23 protein-coding genes and 1 other annotated feature are annotated in these 20271 nt (G+C 44.4%); of the genes, 4 read left to right on the top strand and 19 right to left on the bottom strand.

Annotated elements, in window-relative coordinates; translation table 11 throughout:
- Positions 1-362 precede the first annotated feature (362 nt).
- From sigF to spoIIM, 11 genes are all read right to left on the bottom strand, one after another.
- A complete protein-coding gene (gene sigF, locus MHB63_16885) occupies positions 363-1121 on the bottom strand; it encodes an RNA polymerase sporulation sigma factor SigF (GenBank protein ID MEK3808195.1) in 759 nt (252 codons plus the stop codon).
- 11 nt (positions 1122-1132) lie between these two features.
- Positions 1133-1573, bottom strand: coding sequence for an anti-sigma F factor (spoIIAB, locus tag MHB63_16880; GenBank protein MEK3808194.1), 441 nt, complete (start codon positions 1571-1573; stop codon positions 1133-1135).
- Positions 1570-1923: an anti-sigma F factor antagonist gene (spoIIAA, locus tag MHB63_16875; protein MEK3808193.1), complete on the bottom strand. Its 354-nt coding sequence runs from the start codon at positions 1921-1923 to the stop codon at positions 1570-1572. Before spoIIAA ends, spoIIAB begins: the two co-directional genes overlap by 4 nt.
- A gap of 110 nt (positions 1924-2033) precedes the next feature.
- Entirely contained in the window at positions 2034-3194 is a 1161-nt protein-coding gene (locus tag MHB63_16870) for a D-alanyl-D-alanine carboxypeptidase family protein (GenBank protein MEK3808192.1), read from the bottom strand.
- Positions 3195-3311: 117 nt separating this feature from the next.
- A complete protein-coding gene (locus MHB63_16865) occupies positions 3312-4616 on the bottom strand; it encodes a pyrimidine-nucleoside phosphorylase (GenBank protein MEK3808191.1) in 1305 nt (434 codons plus the stop codon).
- Positions 4613-5446, bottom strand: a complete 834-nt coding sequence (locus tag MHB63_16860; GenBank protein ID MEK3808190.1) for a purine-nucleoside phosphorylase — start codon at positions 5444-5446, stop codon at positions 4613-4615. The genes MHB63_16865 and MHB63_16860 overlap by 4 nt, the downstream gene beginning before the upstream one ends.
- 13 nt (positions 5447-5459) lie before the next feature.
- The gene (deoB, locus tag MHB63_16855; GenBank protein ID MEK3808189.1) at positions 5460-6647 is read right to left on the bottom strand and encodes a phosphopentomutase; all 1188 of its coding nucleotides are present in this window, start codon (positions 6645-6647) and stop codon (positions 5460-5462) included.
- Between the two features lie 212 nt (positions 6648-6859).
- Positions 6860-7753: a site-specific tyrosine recombinase XerD gene (gene xerD / locus MHB63_16850; GenBank protein MEK3808188.1), complete on the bottom strand. Its 894-nt coding sequence runs from the start codon at positions 7751-7753 to the stop codon at positions 6860-6862.
- Positions 7754-7759: 6 nt separating this feature from the next.
- On the bottom strand, positions 7760-7990 hold the full coding sequence (locus tag MHB63_16845) for a YqzK family protein (GenBank protein MEK3808187.1): 231 nt from the start codon (positions 7988-7990) through the stop codon (positions 7760-7762).
- A gap of 100 nt (positions 7991-8090) precedes the next feature.
- Positions 8091-8555 (bottom strand): Fur family transcriptional regulator, encoded by a 465-nt coding sequence (locus tag MHB63_16840; protein ID MEK3808186.1) that lies wholly within the window; start codon positions 8553-8555, stop codon positions 8091-8093.
- 113 nt (positions 8556-8668) lie between these two features.
- Positions 8669-9319 carry a stage II sporulation protein M gene (gene spoIIM, locus MHB63_16835; protein MEK3808185.1) on the bottom strand — a complete coding sequence of 217 codons (651 nt, stop codon included), beginning with the start codon at positions 9317-9319 and terminating at the stop codon, positions 8669-8671.
- A 126-nt stretch (positions 9320-9445) separates the two neighbouring features.
- Here spoIIM and MHB63_16830 point away from each other — a divergent pair, with 126 nt between their 5' ends.
- Positions 9446-10009 carry a GNAT family N-acetyltransferase gene (locus tag MHB63_16830; protein MEK3808184.1) on the top strand — a complete coding sequence of 188 codons (564 nt, stop codon included), beginning with the start codon at positions 9446-9448 and terminating at the stop codon, positions 10007-10009.
- A gap of 331 nt (positions 10010-10340) precedes the next feature.
- Here the strand turns inward: MHB63_16830 and MHB63_16825 are convergent, their stop codons facing one another.
- Both MHB63_16825 and MHB63_16820 read right to left on the bottom strand, forming a co-directional pair.
- Positions 10341-11510, bottom strand: a complete 1170-nt coding sequence (locus MHB63_16825) for an endonuclease Q family protein (GenBank protein MEK3808183.1) — start codon at positions 11508-11510, stop codon at positions 10341-10343.
- Position 11511: 1 nt separating this feature from the next.
- On the bottom strand, positions 11512-12063 hold the full coding sequence (locus tag MHB63_16820) for an NUDIX hydrolase (GenBank protein MEK3808182.1): 552 nt from the start codon (positions 12061-12063) through the stop codon (positions 11512-11514).
- A 139-nt stretch (positions 12064-12202) separates the two neighbouring features.
- Here MHB63_16820 and mciZ point away from each other — a divergent pair, with 139 nt between their 5' ends.
- Complete coding sequence (gene mciZ, locus MHB63_16815; protein MEK3808181.1) at positions 12203-12325, top strand: Z-ring formation inhibitor MciZ; 123 nt, start codon at positions 12203-12205, stop codon at positions 12323-12325.
- Positions 12326-12396: 71 nt separating this feature from the next.
- The gene (locus tag MHB63_16810; GenBank protein ID MEK3808180.1) at positions 12397-13299 is read left to right on the top strand and encodes an aldo/keto reductase; all 903 of its coding nucleotides are present in this window, start codon (positions 12397-12399) and stop codon (positions 13297-13299) included.
- A 57-nt stretch (positions 13300-13356) separates the two neighbouring features.
- Here the strand turns inward: MHB63_16810 and MHB63_16805 are convergent, their stop codons facing one another.
- From MHB63_16805 to MHB63_16790, 4 genes are all read right to left on the bottom strand, one after another.
- Positions 13357-13971: a VanZ family protein gene (locus MHB63_16805; protein ID MEK3808179.1), complete on the bottom strand. Its 615-nt coding sequence runs from the start codon at positions 13969-13971 to the stop codon at positions 13357-13359.
- Positions 13972-14143: 172 nt separating this feature from the next.
- A complete protein-coding gene (gene argS / locus MHB63_16800; GenBank protein MEK3808178.1) occupies positions 14144-15820 on the bottom strand; it encodes an arginine--tRNA ligase in 1677 nt (558 codons plus the stop codon).
- A gap of 40 nt (positions 15821-15860) precedes the next feature.
- Positions 15861-16080, bottom strand: a binding site (T-box leader).
- A 246-nt stretch (positions 16081-16326) separates the two neighbouring features.
- On the bottom strand, positions 16327-17151 hold the full coding sequence (locus MHB63_16795) for a TIM barrel protein (GenBank protein ID MEK3808177.1): 825 nt from the start codon (positions 17149-17151) through the stop codon (positions 16327-16329).
- Positions 17148-17999, bottom strand: coding sequence for a phytanoyl-CoA dioxygenase family protein (locus MHB63_16790; GenBank protein MEK3808176.1), 852 nt, complete (start codon positions 17997-17999; stop codon positions 17148-17150). The genes MHB63_16795 and MHB63_16790 overlap by 4 nt, the downstream gene beginning before the upstream one ends.
- 183 nt (positions 18000-18182) lie before the next feature.
- On the opposite strand from MHB63_16790, the gene MHB63_16785 reads away from it, so the two are divergent.
- Complete coding sequence (locus MHB63_16785; GenBank protein ID MEK3808175.1) at positions 18183-19055, top strand: AraC family transcriptional regulator; 873 nt, start codon at positions 18183-18185, stop codon at positions 19053-19055.
- A gap of 222 nt (positions 19056-19277) precedes the next feature.
- Here the strand turns inward: MHB63_16785 and MHB63_16780 are convergent, their stop codons facing one another.
- On the bottom strand, positions 19278-19535 hold the full coding sequence (locus MHB63_16780) for a DUF3886 domain-containing protein (GenBank protein ID MEK3808174.1): 258 nt from the start codon (positions 19533-19535) through the stop codon (positions 19278-19280).
- Between the two features lie 66 nt (positions 19536-19601).
- A complete protein-coding gene (locus MHB63_16775) occupies positions 19602-20270 on the bottom strand; it encodes a CoA transferase subunit B (GenBank protein ID MEK3808173.1) in 669 nt (222 codons plus the stop codon).
- Between the last annotated feature and the right edge of the window lies 1 nt (position 20271).

Raw genomic sequence — 20271 nt, 5'->3', positions numbered from 1 at the left:
TTACAACCAACCTTTAAAATTTTGAAGCAGATCGGCAATAATACGGCTGCAGATTTCCGATTATCTTCCGATTTTGCGGTTCCTGCAGTCGGCAATCAATTCAATGTCCGATTCTGTGCCGCAAGCGCCCCGTCAGCAATCAGATTTCCGCATTTACTACCAGCTTCTCCTGATTTACTGCCAACTACTCAGCTGCAATTACCAACATTCGTTGAATTACTACCAACTTTTCAGGTTTTACTACCAACTCTCAAAATCCGGGTATCGTTCACAGCCTGCTGCCACCTCAACCTCAATCCATCTCCCTTAGTATTTTCGAAAACTCAAAAAAGACACATCGCATGATATGTCTTTTTGAAAAATTATTGATCCATCCGGTCTTTCATCTGCTGGAGGATCTTTTTTTCGAGCCGGGATACCTGCACCTGTGAGATGCCGAGGCGTTCGGCCACTTCTGATTGGGTCTGGTCTTTGTAGTATCTGAGATACACGATCAGCTTTTCCCGCTCATCGAGTTCTTTTATGGCATCTTTCAGGACGATTTTGTCAAACCACTTCGTCTCGCCCGAGTCAGCGATTTGATCGAGAAGGGTGATCGGGTCGCCATCGTTTTCGTAGACGGTTTCGTGGATGGAGGATGGCGCGCGTACGGCTTCCTGTGCAAGAACGACTTCTTCAGGTGTGATCTCAAGGTAGTCTGCGATCTCAGAGACAGTCGGCATTTTGCCGAGCGATTTTGATAAATCATCTTTTGCTCTTCTGATTTTGTTGCCCAGTTCTTTTAGAGAGCGGCTCACCTTTACTGTGCCGTCATCCCGGATAAAGCGCTGAATTTCGCCGATAATCATCGGAACCGCATAGGTTGAAAATTTAACGTCGTAGGACAGGTCAAATTTATCAACCGATTTTAAAAGGCCGATGCAGCCAATTTGAAACAGGTCATCTGCTTCATAGCCCCTGTTCAGGAATCTTTGAACGACAGACCACACTAAGCGCATGTTTTTTTCAACAATCGTATCTCTTGCCGTCTGGTCGCCTTCCTGGCTGCGTTTGATCAGTTCCTTTACTTCATGGTCCTTAAGCTGAGTTTTCGAGATATCGTTCTTGACCTCCACATCCATAGCAAGTCTCCTTAGTTTACTAAAGCTTTGCTTTTCGATAAGTGTTTTGTAAGCTTTACCGATGTTCCGCGGGATTTTGACGATTCAATTTCCACTTCATCCATGAAGTTTTCCATGATGGTAAAGCCCATTCCTGACCGTTCAAGTTCCGGCTTAGTTGTATAAAGAGGCTGCCTTGCTTCTTCTACATCGCTGATTCCCATACCCTCATCGCGGATGGACAGTTTGACAATGCTGTCTTCCAGTGTGACAGAAATATAGACAATTCCGCTTGGGTCGTTGTCATAGCCGTGAATGATGGCGTTTGTGACCGCCTCAGATACGACCGTTTTGATTTCAGTCAGTTCATCAAGTGTCGGGTCAAGCTGGGCAATAAATGCCGCAACTGTCACCCGTGCAAAGGATTCGTTCTGGCTGAGCGCGGAAAATTGAAGGTTCATCTCATTTCTCATGATGCCACCCCCAGTGTGACGAGCGCTCTTTCTTCAGACGATTCCAGGCGGATGATTTTAAACAGGCCTGACATATCAAACAGGCGTTTGACTGCCGGCGATATGGCACAGACGACCATTTCCCCGCCGATTTGCTTCACTTGTTTGTATCTTCCCAAAATGACGCCAAGCCCTGAACTGTCCATAAAAGACAGGTGCTCAAGGTTCAGTACGATATGCTGAACATTTTCAGATGCAAGAATGTCTGTCACTTTCTGGCGCAGTTCTTCCGCGGTATGATGATCGAGTTCACCGATCAGACGAATGCACAGGACAGATTGTTTGACATCAAGCTCTACTGCTAGACTCATCCCTATTCCTCCCTAAATTCCGGATATAGTCAGTTTCGAGGTTTTGACGCTTTTTTCCTGCCCTGTGACAAAACTAGTGCCTATTCGCCAACATTAGCCAGTTTCTGTTTTCAGCCTGATTTCGTAAAGTCTGAAAGAACTCGTTTAAAGAGTGTCCACCAGCCGGCCTGCTCGATATCGCCTTCTGCTACAAGAGGGCTTTCAACAACGGTTTTGCTGTCTTTTTTCAGAATCAATTTTCCAAGCTCATCGCCTTTTTTAAGCGGCGCCTGAAGATTTTGTTTCATGACAACTTCCTGAGTGACATCTTTTACACTTCCGCCTTTTTTCGTCAGTACTGAAATCGGTTCAGATGTGACAAGATTTAGCGTTTTGCTGTTTCCTTTGCTGATCTTCATTTTTGCAACGACTTCGTTCCGTTTGAACAGAGGGTGCGTTTCATATTGGCTGAATGCGTAATCAAGCATTTTTGTCACTTGTGCATTTCTGTCTTTTGGAGTCGGTGCTCCCATAACAACGGCAATGACACGCATGTTGTCTTTTTTGGCAGTGGCAGTCAGGCAGTATTTTGCTTCATTTGTAAAGCCTGTTTTCACACCGTCGACGCCTTTATAAAACTTTACAAGGCGGTTCGTGTTGACGAGCCAGAATTTTTTATCGGTATCTTCGCGAAGGTAGTCTTCATAAGATCCGGTGTATTGTGTGATTTTTTCAAACTTCAGCAGTTCTTTCGCCATCACGGCCATGTCATGTGCTGTGCTGTAATGGCCTTTTTCAGGCAGGCCTGTTGGATTTTGAAAAGCTGTATTCTTCAGTCCAAGCGCTTTCACGCGTTTGTTCATTTTTTCTACAAATGCATCTTCTGAGCCGGAAATGCGCTCGGCCATGGCAACAGACGCATCATTTCCGGATGCAATAGCAATTCCTTTAAGCATTTCATGAACAGTCATCTCTTCTCCCGGTTCAAGAAAAATCTGGGATCCGCCCATGGAAGCGGCGTATTCGCTTGTGCGGACTTTTTCGTCCATTTTCAGCTGCCCTTTATCGATCTCTTCCATAATCAGCAGCATGGTCATAATTTTTGTCATGCTCGCCGGAGGAAGCTTTTCATCACTGTTTTTATCATAGAGAATGTTGCCGGTGTCGCGTTCGATCAGCACAGCCGATTTTGCTTTATCCGCAAGCTGGACTGAGCCTTCTTCTGCAAAAGCAGGTGTTGCAATGGTCAATATCATGGTGCTGAGCACTGCGGTTGATAGTAGACGTTTCATCTCCAAGCCCTCCATTCATATACTTCCCATTTTTTCCATGTGATGAAAAAATATACTTATGGACACCAAAATTTTTGCATGCAAAAAGCCGGGAGTTCATCCCGGCTCTGGCTGTTCTTATTCTTTTACTGTATCATGCACAAGCGGCGGTGCTTCCACTGACTGCTGTGACACTTTGATGCTCTCATAAAGCTTTGCTTTTACTTGCTCCACATCTTCCTGGTTGCTGTAAATAGTCACTAGAGAATCGCCTTTTTTGACGGCCTCTCCAATTTTTTTGTTCAGCATCAGACCGACTGCAAGGTCGATTTCAGATTCTTTCGTAGCGCGTCCGGCTCCAAGCCACATCGCAGCAACCCCTACAGAATCTGCTACGATTTCAGATACATAGCCGTCTTCTTTTGCAGGAAGTTCAACCTTGTATTTTGCCTGCGGCATTTTGCTCGGGTCATCAACAACTGAACCGTCTCCCCCCTGTGCTTCAAGGAAAACTTTGAGCGTTTCAAGAGCTTTTCCGTTTTGAATCACTTCTTCAAGCATGCTGCGCGCTTCTTCAAGTGATGACGCTTTTTCTGCAAGGAATACCATGTAGCTTCCAAGCGTTAAGCACAGCTCGTGAAGATCTTCCGGACCTTCTCCTTTTAACGTATCAATCGCTTCTTTGATTTCAAGGGCATTTCCGATTGCGTAGCCAAGCGGCTGGCTCATATCAGAAATAACGGCCATCGTTTTGCGTCCGACTGCATTTCCGATCTCAACCATTGCCTGTGCAAGCTCTCTTGCATCATCAAGGTCTTTCATAAATGCGCCTGCGCCTGTTTTTACATCAAGAACAATTGCATCTGCGCCTGCTGCAATTTTTTTGCTCATAATGGAGCTTGCAATCAGCGGAATGCTGTCAACGGTAGCTGTTACGTCACGAAGAGCGTAAAGCTTTTTATCAGCAGGAGTTAAGTTGCCGCTCTGGCCGATAACCGCGATTTTGTTTTGGTTTACAAGCTTAATGAACTCTTCGTTTTCAATTTCAACGTGGAATCCAGGTACGGCTTCAAGTTTATCAATCGTTCCGCCAGTGTGGCCAAGACCGCGTCCTGACATTTTCGCAACCGGCACGCCGACTGCAGCGACAAGAGGTCCAAGAACAAGTGTCGTTGTATCGCCTACTCCGCCTGTGCTGTGCTTATCAACCTTGATGCCTTCAATCTTGCTGAGGTCGATCGTGTCGCCTGAATGAACCATTTCCATCGTTAAGTTTGCGCGCTCTTCTTTTGTCATGCCTTTAAAAAAGATCGCCATTGTAAGAGCACTCATTTGATAGTCAGGAATGTCACCGTTTGTATAGCCTTTGATGATAAAGCTGATTTCTTCTTTTGTCAGTTCTTTTCCGTCACGTTTTTTTTCAATTAAGTCAACAATTCTCATTTTTTCTCCACCTCGCTGTGAATATCTGAAACGATCTTCTTCACTAAATCCAGGAAATTCGCTTTTACCATTTCTGTTGTTTCCATTACTTCGTCATGTGAAAGCGGCTGGTCCAGAATACCGGCAGCCATGTTTGAAATACAGGAAATGCCAAGCACGTTCATGCCTGCATGGTTCGCTACAATAACTTCAGGCACAGTAGACATGCCGACCGCATCGCCGCCAAGCACTCTCGCCAGACGAACTTCTGCAGGTGTTTCATAAGCAGGTCCGGTATTTCCAACATACACGCCTTCCTGTACTTTGATCCCAAGCTCTGCGGCAGCATCTTTAGCAAGAGTTCTCAGTTTGCGGCTATAGGCCTGGGACATGTCAGGGAAACGCACGCCAAGGTCTGAATCATTTGGTCCGATTAACGGGCTAGTCCCCATATTATTGATATGATCAGAGATAATCATTAAATCACCGGGTTGAAACGATTCATTTACCCCGCCTGCTGCATTAGTGACGATAATCGTTTTTACGCCCATTTCCTTTAAAACACGAACAGGGAACGTCACTTTTTTCATGTCATAGCCTTCGTAAAAGTGGAAACGGCCCTGCATAGCAGCAACGTTTGCTCCTTTGAGCGTTCCGAATACAAGCTGTCCGGCATGACCCTCAACAGTGGATACCGGAAAGTTTGGAATGTCCTCATATGGAATTTTAACCGGATTTTCGATTTCATCCGCCAGAACACCAAGACCAGATCCAAGAATCAGACCGATCTCAGGAAGATTTTTTACTTTTTCCTTCATGAATTCTGCAGACTGTTTGATTTCTTGCAGCATGTCACGTTCCCCCTTAGTTTTTCAATTCGCTCAAAAAGCTTTTTCCATGCTTTGGCATAGTCACTTTAAAATTGTCGGCAATCGTTGCGCCGATATCAGCAAATGTTTCGCGGACAGGCAGTTCCGTGCCCTGCTTCATTCGCGGGCTGTACACCAAAAGCGGAACATATTCACGTGTATGGTCTGTCCCATGATGAACAGGGTCATTTCCGTGGTCAGCCGTAATGATGAGCAGGTCATCTTCATTTAATTTGGACATTAATTCAGGCAGGCGTGCATCATATTCTTCAAGTGCACGTCCATATCCCTCAGGATCTCTTCTGTGCCCGAACAGCGCATCAAAATCAACAAGGTTTACAAAGCTTAAGCCAGTAAAATCACGGTCTGCCGTCTGAACGATTTTATCCATTCCGTCCATATTGGATTTCGTGCGGAGCGCATCTGTAATGCCTTCACCGTCATAAATATCCGAAATTTTGCCGATGGCAATGACGTCGAGCCCGCCGTCCTGAAGCTCATTCATAACTGTGCGCTCAAATGGCTTCAGCGCATAGTCGTGGCGGTTTGCCGTACGCTTGAAATCCCCCGGATTTCCGACAAAAGGACGGGCAATGACGCGTCCGACCATATACTTTTCATCAAGGGTCATCTCGCGTGCCATTTCACAGATTTTTAGCTGCTCTTCAATCGGTATGATGTCCTCATGAGCCGCAATCTGAAGAACTGAATCCGCAGATGTGTAGACAATCAGCGCTCCGGTTTTCATATGCTCTTCACCGAGTTCATCCAGAATCTCCGTTCCCGATGCAGGCTTGTTTCCAATCACTTTTCTGCCTGTTTTTTCTTCTATAGCAGAAATCAGTTCATCAGGAAAACCGTCCGGAAACACTTTAAACGGTGTATCAATACGAAGGCCCATGATTTCCCAGTGACCAGTCATCGTATCCTTGCCGTTTGAAGCTTCCTTCATTTTTGTATAGAATGCCTGCGGTTTTTCCTGAGCAGGAATTCCTTCGATTTCTTCTATGTTGCTCAGTCCAAGCTTTGCCATGTTCGGCATGTTAAGGCCTTTCATATGCTCTGCAATGTGGCCGAGTGTGTGGGAGCCTTTGTCGCCAAAATCAGCTGCATCCGGTGCTTCCCCGATGCCGACTGAATCCATGACGATCAGAAAAACTCTTTTATATGTATAATCAGACATGTAGATCCTCCTTATGACTTAAAGTTGCTCTTTACTACCATTTCCAAATCGATGAAGATTGATTTACGCGTTTTCATTGGTCAGAAGTCTGACATCTAAAGTATAAACCGTTTTCACGGATTCTGACAATCATTATCTTTCTTTTTCCTTGTTTTATTTGTTCGAAAACCTTTTTGGCAAAAAAATGATAAAAAGCCACCCCTCAGGATGGCTTATGCTCTTGGATGATATTGTCTGTAGACGTCTTTCAGTCTCGTCTTTGAAACGTGTGTGTAAATTTGAGTTGTGGAGATATCTGCATGGCCAAGCATTTCCTGCACTGCCCGGAGATCTGCTCCATTTTCTAGAAGATGCGTTGCAAACGAATGGCGGAGAGTATGCGGCGTAAGCTCTTTGCTGATGCCTGCTTCAAGAGCAAGCTTCTTCAGATTCTTCCAGTAGCCCTGGCGTGTCATTCTGTTTCCGTGATGGTTTAAAAACAGGGCATCTGTCTGGTTTTTCTTCGATGCAAGCTTTGTTCTTCCCCTGTCGATGTACGTCTCAAGCGCTTCTGCAGCGGTTCTTCCAATCGGAACAATCCGCTCTTTATTGCCTTTTCCGATGCAGCGGACAAAGCCCATCGTTAGATGCACATCAGTTATATCAAGGTTAATCATCTCACTCACCCGTATGCCTGTCGCGTAAAGCAGCTCAAGCATGGCTTTATCCCTGTAGCCAAACGGCGAAGTAAGTTTTGGCGTATCAAGCAGTTTTTCAACTTCTGTCAGTGAAAGCACTTTAGGAAGGGTCCGTTCGACCTGGGGAGATTCAATATGTACAGTTGGATCGTGGTCTGCGGCCTTTTCTCTTAAAAGAAACTGGTGAAAGCTGCGGATGGAAGCAGTGTGCCGGGCGATCGTTTTGCTTGATTTTCCCGCTTCCTTTAAGGATTTTAAGAAATGGATAATTGAAAGTCGCGTCACGTCCTGAAAAGACGAAAGCTCTTCTTTTTCAGTCAAATAGTGATGGTAGCTTTTTAAATCACGTTCATACGAAACAATGGTATTGTGGGAAAGCCCCCGCTCCACCACCAGGTAATGCATGAAATCCTGAATTTGATCTTTCAATTTCCTCTACTCCCCGTTTAAGTAAAAGAAAAGCAGCCTGTTCAGCCAGTGCTCCTCTTCATCGGCCACCATCTTGGTGACCTTAAGCGCTGCACCCTCGGGCTGGTCATAACGGTGCATTTCTTCATACTCTAAGTTAACCCAAATGATAGCATAATAGAAAAGAATCGTAAATCCGGTAAACAAAATAAACACTTTGATCATATCAAACATGGTCCGTGCTGCTCTCACTCGCATTGCCTCCTTAAGAACCCGGCATCTTACCTAAACATATGCCAAAAAGGACAAACTTTATACGAAAAAACGCAAAAAAACCTCTCCAATAATTAGGAAAGGTTTACTCCTGCTCTTCATCCTTCTGTTCTTTCTCCTGACACCGGCGGCAAATGCCGTGAAAGGTCAGACGGTGATCTTTAATTTTAAATTGAAAGTCCCGCTCAACAATCTGTTCTACATCCTCAAGAAGATCTTCTTCTATTTCAGCGACCGCGCCGCAATCAATGCAGACAAGATGATGATGAAAGTGCGCTGCGCCTTCTTTTCTCAAATCATAGCGCGATACGCCGTCTCCAAAGTTTATTTTATCGACAATTTTAAGTTCTGTAAGTAGCTCCAACGTACGATAAACAGTTGCTAAACCAATCTCTGGCGCTTTTTCCTTAACGAGGAGGTAAACATCTTCAGCACTCAAGTGATCTTCTTCGCGCTCAAGCAGTACTCTGACAGTAGCTTCGCGCTGAGGAGTCAGCTTGTAGCTGGATGAATGCAACTGCTTTTTTATCCGCTCAATTCTGCTTTCCATACACACATTCCTCCCTCGCCGCGTTCCTCATCCATTATATCAAAAGAAAGGGATGTGTCCAACGAAAATCATTCCAATCTAATAAATAAAATGATTATTAGATAAAAATCATTCTATTTAGATACAATCTCAATGACATTTTTCATTAATACAGGCGACGCATATGCCTCAAGCCCTGATGCGGCGGCAGTCAGCACAGCAATACCTACAAAGAATGCTGCGTACCGCGCGAACATCGAAAACGGCGACTCTGACAAATTTGATTTTTTATTCAAGAGCTGCTTTACAATTTTAAGAGAAAACGAGATGGCTGTCGTACCCATAATAATAAATGCCGGTATTAAAATCATATTCTGCGGCATAACCGAAACAAATGAAAGCAAAAAGCCCTGCCAGCCCATTTGATTGACCAGAAAACCGACAGTAAAGCCAACGACAATTCCCTTTAAGAATAACATAATCAGAATTACCGGCAAACCTATGATTGAAATGCCGAGCACCCACATCAGGCCCAAATATTTCAGATTATGAAAAAAACTCTGCTGCAGCATTTCCACCGAGCTTGCCACTTTCCCTTCAGAAACTTGTCCGAAAAAGCGGCTTAAATAAAAATACAAATCTTCCTTTTGAGTAAAGTTCATGCTGTTGACGATGACCGCCCCGAAAATAACCCCCATCAAAAACAATACAAAAACAAACAGGTAGAGCGACGAGCGTTCTTTCATATGCTGGATCATCATTGCTTTTAATGGATGTTTGCGCATCATTTCTTCCTCCCGGTTTTTCACTTACTAGATTGTATGAAAAAACGGAAGAAACTATGACAAGCCCCTATTGCATTATTTTCCAAAAAGGTTATAATTCTTAAAAACTGACAAGGCGGTGTTCCTATGAAACGACCAATCTTACTTGATTTTCCGAATGAACTGACAACAGACAGACTCCTGATCCGCGCTCCGCGTCCAGGTGACGGCAAGGCAGTGAACGCCGCCGTAAACGAATCGCTTGAGGAGTTAAAGCCATGGATGCCGTTTGCCCAGAAAACCCAGACCATAGAAGACACGGAAGCAAATATTAGGGAATCCTGTGCTAAATTCATGCTGCGGGAGGATCTGCGTCTTCTTATTTTTGATCGGATCACCGGCGAGTTTATAGGAAGCACCGGCTTCCACCGTATGAACTGGGATGTTCCGAAAGTGGAAATCGGCTACTGGATTTCGACAAAGCACTCCGGAAAAGGATATATGACTGAGGCTGTTGAAGCACTGACTGCCTTTGCCGCCAGAGAATTCGGCGCCAAACGTGTGGAAATCAGGTGCGATCCGGAGAACACAAAAAGCCGCCGCATCCCTGAAAAACTCGGTTATCAGCTGGAAGGCATACTGAGGCAAGACGATGTTTCTGCAGACGGAGGTACTCTCAGAGATACGTGTGTATTCGCTAAAATCTTTTAACGCAAGAGAGGCTGGGACAAAACATAGAACAGTTCACACTAATTGAAAAATTGATTCTTTGTGCGCTGAATTGATTCAGAGCTGAAAATCCCTACAAAAAGGCGTCTACATTATGCTATTTAAACATCAGCTGTAGATTATACCGTACGATTGCGCGTGAATCTTATGCTATTTTTGCTCCGGCCGTTAATTATACCGTATAAAGAAGGTTAATTGTTCGTTATAGGGACCTAGCAGCAAATCACAAAGCAATATAAGAAAAATGAAAGAGGATGAATTTGACTAGTTCACACTCAAATTCACCCTTTTTTTATTTATGTCCCTACCTCTTTTACACTCTAGAAACCCTGCCGTAAATCCCGCCTCCGCCTGGTTCGGCCCCAAGCCTGCCTTCCCTTGCAGCAAGTATGTATGCTGCTGTTTTAGCAGGAAGTACGTTCTCGAGACGTTCCTTTGAAACCACATTCAGGATTGTCATTTCCGTTCCGAATGCAGTCTTCAGTTTTTCCAGTGTTTTCGGGCCAATGCCGGGTATAAACTGCAGCGGAACCTGGTGCAGATAAGGCGGGCGCTCCCTGCCGCTTCCGGCCCTTCTGTCCGCCAGTTCAGCCAGCCGGGTGCTGACCCCTTTTGTAAACCGGGAACTGCCGCAGTTTTTGCATGCCTGTTCATGTCCTTCTTTTGCAGCACCGCATGTCTCACAGACGGTTCTGTAATACTTTCCAAGCAGCGGATTCAGCCCGTGGTTGGATGCAATCCTGCGGTTCCCTTCCTCTTTCAGCGCCATCCGGACCTCTTCAAATGACGGTTCGGCAAGCTTGAGCTTCTGATATTCTCTTCCGATTTTGGCCGTCGAATGAGCATCCGAATTGGTCAGAAACGGATACTTGTCAAGCTCGGTGACCTTCGATGCCATCTCTGTGTCTGAACTCAGGCCAAGCTCAACGGCATCAATCAGTTCCGGATCAAGAATCTCTCCAAGTGATGCACGGACTCCGCTTCCATACAGACTTTTATGCGGAGTGAAGATATGGGCTGGGATAAAAAGCCCGTCAAGCTCCCTTACTTTCTTCTGCAGCGTTTTGGCTTCCCCGTACATTCTCTGTGTACTAAGCGTCAGATTTTTCACCCGGCTGCTGAGCCAATTGGAAAAGTCCTTCATCCTTTCAAGTGTCGGCATGAACACCAGAACGTGCAGCGGCCCTTTGCAAAGAGAATCATACACTTCTATTTCACAGCCAAGCAGGAGGACCGTTTTTTCAAATTGAATCCCTCCGCCCGGAAGCTCGCTCCATTTTCCTTCCAAAATGCCGTTTTCAAGCGTCATAAGAACTTCAGGAACGTGACAGTCTATGACTCCTATGATGTCCATCCCTTTGTGCCCGCTTGCTTCTATTAAAATGTTTTCAAGCGTAAGCTGCTTAGAAGCCGTTATTTTTACAGGCTTTCCGGAAGAAGTCCGGCCTATATGAATATGTAAGTCCGCATAATAATCGTTCATGCTATCTTTGAAGAGCCTGCTTTAACTGCAGATATTGAACTGCATAGGCGGTTTTCGCATCAAAAATCCGCTGCTCATCAATCAGCTGCTGCGCCTCTTCAAGCGTCACCTCCAGCACATCGACAAACTCGTCCTCATCAAGCTCTGCCTTCTCTTCAAGTACGTGCAGGTCATCCGTGTAGTAAACATGCACAAGTTCATCGGCAAATCCCGGAGATGTATAAAAAGAAATCAGATGCTGCAGCGATTGTGTTGTATAGCCTGTTTCTTCCTCAAGCTCACGCTTTGCCGTCACTTCCGGAAGCTCTCCTTTTTCAAGCTTGCCTGCAGGAATCTCAACAAGCACCCGCTCCATGGCTTTTCGGTACTGCTGAACCATCACAAGCTTTTTGTCTTTCGTCAGTGCAAGGACAGCGACAGCACCTGGATGCTTGATAATTTCACGCGTGCTTGTTTTTCCGTTAGGCAGTTCCACCTCTTCCAGGTATAAATCAATAATGCGTCCTGAAAATAATTTTTCTGATGTTTTAGTGGTTTCCTTTAAGTGGTTCATTTCCGTACCTCCGCGTTCTACAAATTCTCATGAATACATATATTCTACCACATTCTTAACAAGCATCAGAGGCACCGCCTGAAACACCGCTTTAATGGACATACTGATATCCACTACACGGGAAGCGAGGCGAATAAACATGAAGATCTACCTTCTTGAAAAGGGCATCGTGCTGGTCGGCAAAGCCTGGGAAGTCCGGGAGAAGCTGAAGGAATACAGCAGAAAATATGAAACAATTGAACAGTGGACAAAGGACAAATAAGCGTCACAATTGCTTTTTCCTCCTGCTTGTACTAATGTCAGAAGAAAGACTATCAGGCAGGAGTGAGACGCATGAAAAAAAGACAGCTTGGCACATCTGATTTACTGGTAAGTGAAGTCGGACTCGGCTGCATGTCCCTTGGCACTGACAAGGAGCAGGCAGAATCCATCATCGATGCAGCGCTTCATGAAGGCATCAACTATTTTGACACGGCCGATCTATACGATTTCGGCCTGAATGAAGAGTTTGTCGGAGCTGCCCTGAAAAAGAAACGAAAAGAAATCATTCTCGCCACAAAAGCGGGCAACCGCTGGAACGAAGCAAAAGACGGCTGGACGTGGGACGCTTCTAAAAGCTACATAAAAGAAGCCGTCAAAAACAGTCTGAAACGCCTGAAAACAGATTACATCGACCTTTACCAGCTCCACGGAGGCACAATCGAAGATAATATCGATGAAACCATCGAGGCTTTCGAGGAATTGAAAAAAGAGGGATTGATCCGCTACTACGGCATCTCCTCCATTCGTCCAAATGTCATTAAACAGTACCTGGAGAAATCCTCCATCGTCTCTGTCATGATGCAATACAGCCTTCTTGACCGCCGTCCAGAAGAATGGTTTCCCCTTCTAAACGACCATGGGGTCAGCGTCATCGGCCGCGGTCCAATGGCCAAGGGACTGCTTACAGACAACTGGGAAACAAAGCTGAATGAAAAAGGCTACCTATCATACAGCGAAGAAGACCTGCGCAGACTGCTTCCGCAAATCGCTGCAGAAAGCGGACTTTCCATGACCGAAACGGCCATCCAGTACTGCCTGAAACAGCAGACAGTCGGAACCATCGTTCCCGGCGCAAGCAAAATCGAACAGGTTCAGGCAAACTGCCGCGCTGCAGAGACTCGCCCGCTTTCAGGCGAAGAGTTTGTTGCGCTGCAGGCATTGACGAAGTTTGATAAATATGAGGCGCATCGCTGAGGATTTCAATTGGAACGAATAACGGCAGAGAGAGTGAATCACTCTTTCTGCCGTTGTTTATGAACTGAAATTTTTCAATCCTTTGATTTGATATTTTTCACCAGCTTTTAAAATAAGACTGTATATAAGGTATCCAAAACCGACACCCAAAACATTGCAAATCACATCATCAATATCTGTTATTCGTCCCCATGCACCAGCAACATTTTCTACAAGCTGTAAAATCTCAATGGTTACCGATACTGCCAGGCCTAATAAAATAACTTCTTTAAATCCCCTAAATTTATTCCATACAACCGGTGCCAAAAAACCAAGAGGCATCAATAATAAAATATTCCCGCCTACGTTTCTGAGAATAAGCGAGACCATAAACAGCACATCACCATCATAGGCAGTTCCTATTTGATTAATAGCGTCAAAAATAGCTACAAGTGGCACAAAGTTGATAAAGTGAACAACATTCACGTATTGAAAATCATATCCGATTGGGAGAGGAAATAACGTCACAGCAGCAACCATACATAGGTACATGATAAAAAGAAAGGTGATCATTTCTTTAAACCAGCTTACGTGTATCTGGTTTCTGTGTTTCCTTGCTATTACAATACTCCGAGTTATGAGAGAACCTATAAAACCCAATAAGATAATAGAACCTCCATTAATCATAATCAATCCAGCAGCATCCCCTGTCCACTCATTATTTATCCTGATTTTACCATAAATCACTTAAAGAAATTGATGAGTTAGGTAATAAAAATAGCCATAGAGCTAACTAATTTATACTCGAGCTTTTTTATCTAAAGATACTGCAATTAGAATAGACCTTAAATAAATTGAGTTCCTATTACATTTCCTCCGGAGCTTTCATCCCCAATAAACGCAGCCCTTCTTTAAGGACTACTGTAACTGCACAAACAAGTGTCAGCCTTTCCTGTTTTAAATGGCTGTCATCTAGAATTCGGATTGATGCATAATACTTATTAAATGCCCTTGCCAGTTCAATCACATATTTTGCAACAAGGGATGGATCGTATTCTTCCATTGCTCTTTTAATAACATCCTTGAATGATCGTAAGGTAGTAATAATAGGCCAAGCTTCGATATCTCTTATGCTTACGGCTTCGTGATTCTTCAAGAAGAGCCCTTTTCTTAAAAGGGAAGAAGCCCGAGCATGCGTATATTGAACGTATGGCCCGGTTTCACCCTCAAATTTCAACATGTCTTCAAAGGAAAATTCGATATCGTTTTGACGGTAATTTTTCAAGTCTTGAAAGATAACCGCCCCCGTCCCTACCTGACGGGCAACTTCCACCTTAGAAACAAGATTTGGATTTTTCTTGTTAATTTGGTCCGATGCTAATTTAATTGCGTTATCTAAAACCTCTTCAAGCAATACAACTTTTCCTTTACGGGTAGACATCTTTTTTCCGTCCTTTAACATCATGCCAAAAGGCACGTGCTTCATCTGCCATTGATATCCCATCTTATCTAACACAGCGAACAGTTGTTTAAAGTGAAGGGTTTGCTCGTTTCCTACTACGTATAAAGATTTTACGAAATGATAGGTTTCCTGACGATAAATGGCTGCCGCTAAATCGCGGGTAGCATAAAGGGTTGTTCCATCTCTTTTTTTAATCAGGCATGGCGGTAACTCTTTGAGCGGAACAACTTGAGCACCTTCAGACTCCTCTGCCAGGTTCATGTCCTCAAGCAGTTGAACGACCCTGTCCATCTTGTCATTATAAAACGCTTCCCCATGATAGGAGTCAAATTCTATCCCCATTAAATCATATATTTTTGAAAACTCCTTTAATGATTCCTCCCGAAACCATTCCCATAGTTGAATGGCTTCAGGATCTGAATTTTCCAGGTTTTTGAACCACGCTCGCGCTTCATTCTCAAGCTTAGGATCCTTTTCTGCTTCTTCATGGAACTTCACATACAATTTCAGCAGCTCTTTTATAGGCTGATTCTTTACTTCTTCTTCTTTTCCCCATCGTTTATAAGCAACAATTAACTTGCCAAATTGAGTACCCCAGTCTCCTAAATGGTTAATTCTCACTGGTGAATAACCGCATTTTTCTGCTATAAGAGCCAGAGAATTGCCGATAACCGTTGAACGTAAATGTCCCATTGAAAAAGGTTTCGCGATATTAGGTGATGAAAAATCAATTGTAATAACCTCGTTGTTTCCAAGGTTTAAATCCCCATAGTGATTCTTTTCAGACAGAATTTCTTTTAGCACAATAGATGAAACCTTTTGCTTATCGAGAAATACATTCACATATCCACTAACTGCTTCTGCCTTTTCAAAGATCGATGCATCAATTTCTGCAGCAATCTCAAGTGCGATGTTTTGAGGTGATTTTCGAAAGCTTTTTGCCAATTCAAAACAAGGAAATGACATATCTCCCATGTTCTCAAATTTCGGTTTTTCTATCATCAGGATGATTTTGTTCTTTTCAAGCTGACCATTCAACACCTTAAATAATATGTCTGCATAAATAATTTTAAAGTCCATACGTTTCCTCCTCCAAAATAAAAAAGCTCCCGTCTCTTAAAAAAGAGACGGGAGCTTTTTATTCCCGTGGTACCACTCTACTTGTTTTTTAAAATTAAAAAACCACTCACAATTAGTAACGAGGTTTCCCCCGGCTCCCCCTACTGATTTCAGGAAAGCATCTCAAAAGTCCGGTTCATTACTTGCTTCATGACAGGCTTACACCATCCCTGACTCGCTTATTTTCCACAAATAATTACTCTCTTTATCAATGATTTTATTATCTATTAATGTATATTATATCCATTTACTTCTGAAAAGCAACCAAAAAATAGCAGGCTAAATTCACATGCGAATTAACCTGCTGTTTTTCGTATTTTCAGTTCTCCCTCCACAACTTAAACTTAAGCGGAGGCGTTTCCTATTTATAATCCGACCCCTTTAAATTACTGTATTAAGCAGTTCATCAAAGCTTTTGTTTTTTTCTCTTCTTCTTTCTTTTCCTTCAGCTTCTGCAGGCGTTCCTGTTACTGTTTTTGCTCTTGTTCTTCAAGAAGGTCTTTTTTTGTCCATTCGTTCTCTATAACCCATTTTTTCCAGAGGCAGATCTCCCACAAATCGCTTACCGGATCCTGTGTGTAAGGAACTGTCGGCATATAGCCCGGCGGACCGTATTCAGGCGTAAAGGTTAAATCGGTTCCCGCGCGTTGATGACGGGTAAAGATCGACCGCCACCATTTCAAATGGGCATCGTGTTCTTTCCGCCAGACCGGATCTCTCGGGTCAGGCACCTGCGGCCCCTGCGCATGGCCGGTTCTCGTATGCACGTGGATGGTTCTGCCTGCCGCAAGCTCGAGACATTCTGCATGCTCTTCAAGCAGTGACTCGCACACACATACCCAGTGGCTGAAATCGGCAGTAAGCTTGAGATCCTCTATCTCGTTTAGAAGCCGTTCTGTTGTCCAAGGGCTGTACATTGCTCTTCCCCTGTGTGTTTCGTGCGCAACAGGAAGGCCAATCCCCTTTTCGACCTCCACTGCCCTCCGGAAAAAATCCAGCTGCCTGTCAAACGGCATGGAGTCTTTGCCGCTTTGGGAATTGATCAGCAGCGGGTTTAATTCAGCGGCTTTTTGAACCTGGTCCTCAAAGCTTTTGCTGTCGTCCGCAAAGATCTGCGCGACATAAACAAACCCGTACTGATGCAGAAGCTCCTTTAATTCGGACCTTTTTCCGCTGTCCGGCAGCGGGCATTCAATTCCTTTATAGCCGGCATCGTAAATACGCTGAAATTGTGTTTCTAAAGGTTCAGGCATTCCCCAAAGCGACTTTATGCTGATTAACTCTGCCGTCATTTCTCATCTGCTTTTTTCGTTTTATGATAAACAAGCGGGTTAAGAGGACTGTTCACAACATCCCCGGTAACAAGCCCGGGCATCCATTGTTTTAAGTCATTTGCTCTTGCTTCATTGTCTATTTCAGCAACTCTTGTTCCGTCTGCCATGTAAATGACGGTCATCACTTCACGGGTTGAGTCCGACGGATTTCCCGGTGCGCTGTGCAGCGTCCATCCATAGTGAAATGTGGCGTCCCCTGCGTTCATGGCGCCATAAGTCACCTTCTTATAATCATTTTGGTCAATATACTCACCGAGTGTCCGGTGAGATTCATCAGAAATGCCGAGCTTGCTGATGTATCCTTGTTTATGGGAGCCTGAAGCAAAACTCATGGAGCCCATTTGATCTGTCACATCCACAAGCGGCATCCACATAGTGATCGTCTTCTCCGTATCGACAGGCCAGTATGTCTGATCCTGATGCCAGGGTGTGTGTCCCCCGCCCGGTTCTTTGTAAAGCGCCTGATCATGATATATCCTTACTCCGTCTGCACCGAGAAGGTCGGCTGCAATTTTGGCAAATCTTTCTGCCATGACGAATTTCTTCACATCCTCCGAATGCTCCCACACATTCATGACCTGAATAAACGCTTTTCCATACGTATCCCTTTCTTCCAATGGCGCAAGCTTCTCTGCGTGGCGCTGCACAGATTGTTGGACAGCGTCCCTGTAGGATGCAACTTCCTCTTCTGAAGCAACTGCTCTAAGACAAATATGCCCATCCTCCTGATATGCTGCAATCTGCTCTTTTGAAAGCTCGTATTCTCCCTTTAAATCCGGAAGCTCCTGCTTGGTTTTCTCTGTCATTGCGATCCCTCTTTCTTTATAAATTGTCTTGCAGACTTTGTCTCTACAATGATCATAAAAGAATGAAAGCGCATAAAGTTTGCTTTTTTTGCTGCCAATGTGCGATTTTTTGATGAAAAGAAGCATTCATGAGCAAAGTCCGTTTTTCTTTGCTATTCTAATGAAAAAGAGATTGGACAGATTATGATGAAAGCAGTAAAGGAACGGCACGAATATGACCCGCTTTTCCCCCTTGTGTACCTCCCAAAATTAACTGGGAATCCAGGTGAGAATGTACCTTTTTATCATTTTCATAACTGGTATGAACTTGTTTTTGTTCACGACGGAAAAGGGTCCTTTTTAATTGATAAGCATTTTTTTAATATGGAGAAAAATGATCTTTATTTGATTCCGGGGGATGTCATTCATAAGGCATCCGCTGAAAAAACAGCCCCTTATACATGCTCAGTCATTCTCTTTCACCCCATGCTTATTCAGATAGCTGAAGTAGGAGATTCTTTTTCCTATCTTGGGCCATTTCATGACCTTATTCGCAGCGGCCGGTTTAAGCTGCGTCTTTCAGCGGAGCGGATGAAGGAATTTGAAAAGCTGCTTGTCATGATGGATGATGAATATGGCAGCGCTGAAAAAGGAAACCGCAGCGCAGTGATTCTCCTGCTTCACTGGATGCTCCTTCAAATCAGCAGAATGAATACGCACTTTGAACATGCGAAAAACGGGCACATACCGGATAAAAGGGACTGGTGGATGAAGGATGTCCTGAATTACATTGACTCTCACTATACGAATTCCCATCTGTCCCTCACCGTCCTTGCCGATCAAGCATTGGTAAGCCCTGCCCATTTCAGCAGAACATTTAAAAAGACGACAGGTTTTACACTCCCTGCTTTTCTGGAAATGAAGCGTCTTGTAAAAGCCAAGGAGCTGCTGCTGACCTCAGACCACAGCGTTTCCTTCATTTCTGATTCGTGCGGCTACAAGAGTCTGTCTCATTTTCATAAACGCTTCAAACAGCAGCTTGGCAAAAGTCCCGGTGAGTTCAGAAGAATGAACTAACATGTCAGGAAATCGTCATAGATCTTTGAACATTTTGTTACGGCTAATGCCATAAGATTGTGCTTTTCTGAGCTTTTAAGTATGCTGATGGTGGATGAAGGGGATTTCAAAAGATACATATCCCCCTTTTAGCCTTCCGTTCAGGAAGGCTATTTTTGTATACTGCGTTTCAATCTTCCATGAACGACAGAAAAATGCCTCCGCATCTGCGAAGGCATTTTTCTATTTATAATCCGACCACTTCAACTGACTATCGTTGAGCAGTTCTTCAAAGCTTTTGTTTTTCTCTTTTTCTTTCTTTTCCTTAAGCTTCTGCAGGCGTTCCTGCTCCTGCTTTTGTTCCTGTTCTTCAAGCAGTCCTTTTTTCATTCCGGATAGCTGTTCGAACAGGCCGGAATCGAGGCGGTCCTTAAGATTCAGGGACCCATCGTCTGTTTTTTTCGGCTGTGCCTTTTGATGTTTTTTCTGTTTTTTCGCCATGATGATCACTCCTATATACACACATTATATACAAGAAAAGGCGATGTTAGAAAGGGATTTGACTGATTAATAGGCGTCCAGGATAACATCGTCGCCGACGATCAGCTCAGGTTCAGTGGAGCGCTTGATATCCTCCACTGTATAGCCTTTTGCGACTTCTTTCAGTTTGAGGCCGAGTTCTGTGACATCAATGACAGCCTGATCCGTTATGATCCGGTTCACAACCCCTTTGCCTGTCAGCGGCAGGGTGCACGTGTTCAGGATCTTCGGTTCGCCGTTTTTATTCACATGCTCCATAATGACAATGATGCGCTGCGCTCCATGAACGAGGTCCATCGCGCCGCCCATCCCTTTAATCATTTTGCCCGGAATCATCCAGTTAGCAAGATCTCCGCTTTCTGACACTTCCATACCGCCTAGAATGGCGACATTTACGTGCCCACCGCGGATCATCGCGAATGATTCCGAACTGTCAAAATAAGCAGAACCAGGAATCGCTGTGACTGTCTCTTTACCCGCATTGATTAAATCAGGATCGACATCTCCCTCTTTCGGATACGGACCGATGCCGAGAAGGCCGTTTTCTGACTGCAGCACAACTTCTTTGTTTTCACTGATATAATTGGCGACCAGTGTCGGCATGCCAATTCCGAGATTCACATAGAAACCGTTTTCAATTTCCTGTTCAGCCCGTTTGGCAATTTTCTCGCGGACTTCTGCTTTGTTTTGGATCATA

Origin of the sequence: Bacillus sp. FSL H8-0547 (assembly GCA_038002745.1) — a bacterium.
Classification (GTDB): Bacteria; Bacillota; Bacilli; order Bacillales; family Bacillaceae; genus Bacillus_P.
Note: the sequence above shows the minus strand (reverse complement) of the source record. Positions and strands in the feature narration are given on the sequence as shown.

Excerpts from the sequence above, each read along its gene's own strand:
- sigF (MEK3808195.1), bottom strand. The coding sequence starts at position 1,121 with ATGGATGTGGAGGTCAAGAACGATATCTCGAAAACTCAGCTTAAGGAC.
- spoIIAB (MEK3808194.1), bottom strand. The coding sequence starts at position 1,573 with ATGAGAAATGAGATGAACCTTCAATTTTCCGCGCTCAGCCAGAACGAA.
- spoIIAA (MEK3808193.1), bottom strand. The coding sequence starts at position 1,923 with ATGAGTCTAGCAGTAGAGCTTGATGTCAAACAATCTGTCCTGTGCATT.
- MHB63_16870 (MEK3808192.1), bottom strand. The coding sequence starts at position 3,194 with ATGAAACGTCTACTATCAACCGCAGTGCTCAGCACCATGATATTGACC.
- MHB63_16865 (MEK3808191.1), bottom strand. The coding sequence starts at position 4,616 with ATGAGAATTGTTGACTTAATTGAAAAAAAACGTGACGGAAAAGAACTG.
- MHB63_16860 (MEK3808190.1), bottom strand. The coding sequence starts at position 5,446 with ATGCTGCAAGAAATCAAACAGTCTGCAGAATTCATGAAGGAAAAAGTA.
- deoB (MEK3808189.1), bottom strand. The coding sequence starts at position 6,647 with ATGTCTGATTATACATATAAAAGAGTTTTTCTGATCGTCATGGATTCA.
- MHB63_16845 (MEK3808187.1), bottom strand. The coding sequence starts at position 7,990 with ATGCGAGTGAGAGCAGCACGGACCATGTTTGATATGATCAAAGTGTTT.
- MHB63_16840 (MEK3808186.1), bottom strand. The coding sequence starts at position 8,555 with ATGGAAAGCAGAATTGAGCGGATAAAAAAGCAGTTGCATTCATCCAGC.
- spoIIM (MEK3808185.1), bottom strand. The coding sequence starts at position 9,319 with ATGCGCAAACATCCATTAAAAGCAATGATGATCCAGCATATGAAAGAA.
- MHB63_16830 (MEK3808184.1), top strand. The coding sequence starts at position 9,446 with ATGAAACGACCAATCTTACTTGATTTTCCGAATGAACTGACAACAGAC.
- MHB63_16825 (MEK3808183.1), bottom strand. The coding sequence starts at position 11,510 with ATGAACGATTATTATGCGGACTTACATATTCATATAGGCCGGACTTCT.
- MHB63_16820 (MEK3808182.1), bottom strand. The coding sequence starts at position 12,063 with ATGAACCACTTAAAGGAAACCACTAAAACATCAGAAAAATTATTTTCA.
- mciZ (MEK3808181.1), top strand. The coding sequence starts at position 12,203 with ATGAAGATCTACCTTCTTGAAAAGGGCATCGTGCTGGTCGGCAAAGCC.
- MHB63_16810 (MEK3808180.1), top strand. The coding sequence starts at position 12,397 with ATGAAAAAAAGACAGCTTGGCACATCTGATTTACTGGTAAGTGAAGTC.
- argS (MEK3808178.1), bottom strand. The coding sequence starts at position 15,820 with ATGGACTTTAAAATTATTTATGCAGACATATTATTTAAGGTGTTGAAT.
- MHB63_16795 (MEK3808177.1), bottom strand. The coding sequence starts at position 17,151 with ATGACGGCAGAGTTAATCAGCATAAAGTCGCTTTGGGGAATGCCTGAA.
- MHB63_16790 (MEK3808176.1), bottom strand. The coding sequence starts at position 17,999 with ATGACAGAGAAAACCAAGCAGGAGCTTCCGGATTTAAAGGGAGAATAC.
- MHB63_16785 (MEK3808175.1), top strand. The coding sequence starts at position 18,183 with ATGATGAAAGCAGTAAAGGAACGGCACGAATATGACCCGCTTTTCCCC.
- MHB63_16780 (MEK3808174.1), bottom strand. The coding sequence starts at position 19,535 with ATGGCGAAAAAACAGAAAAAACATCAAAAGGCACAGCCGAAAAAAACA.
- MHB63_16775 (MEK3808173.1), bottom strand. The coding sequence starts at position 20,270 with ATGATCCAAAACAAAGCAGAAGTCCGCGAGAAAATTGCCAAACGGGCT.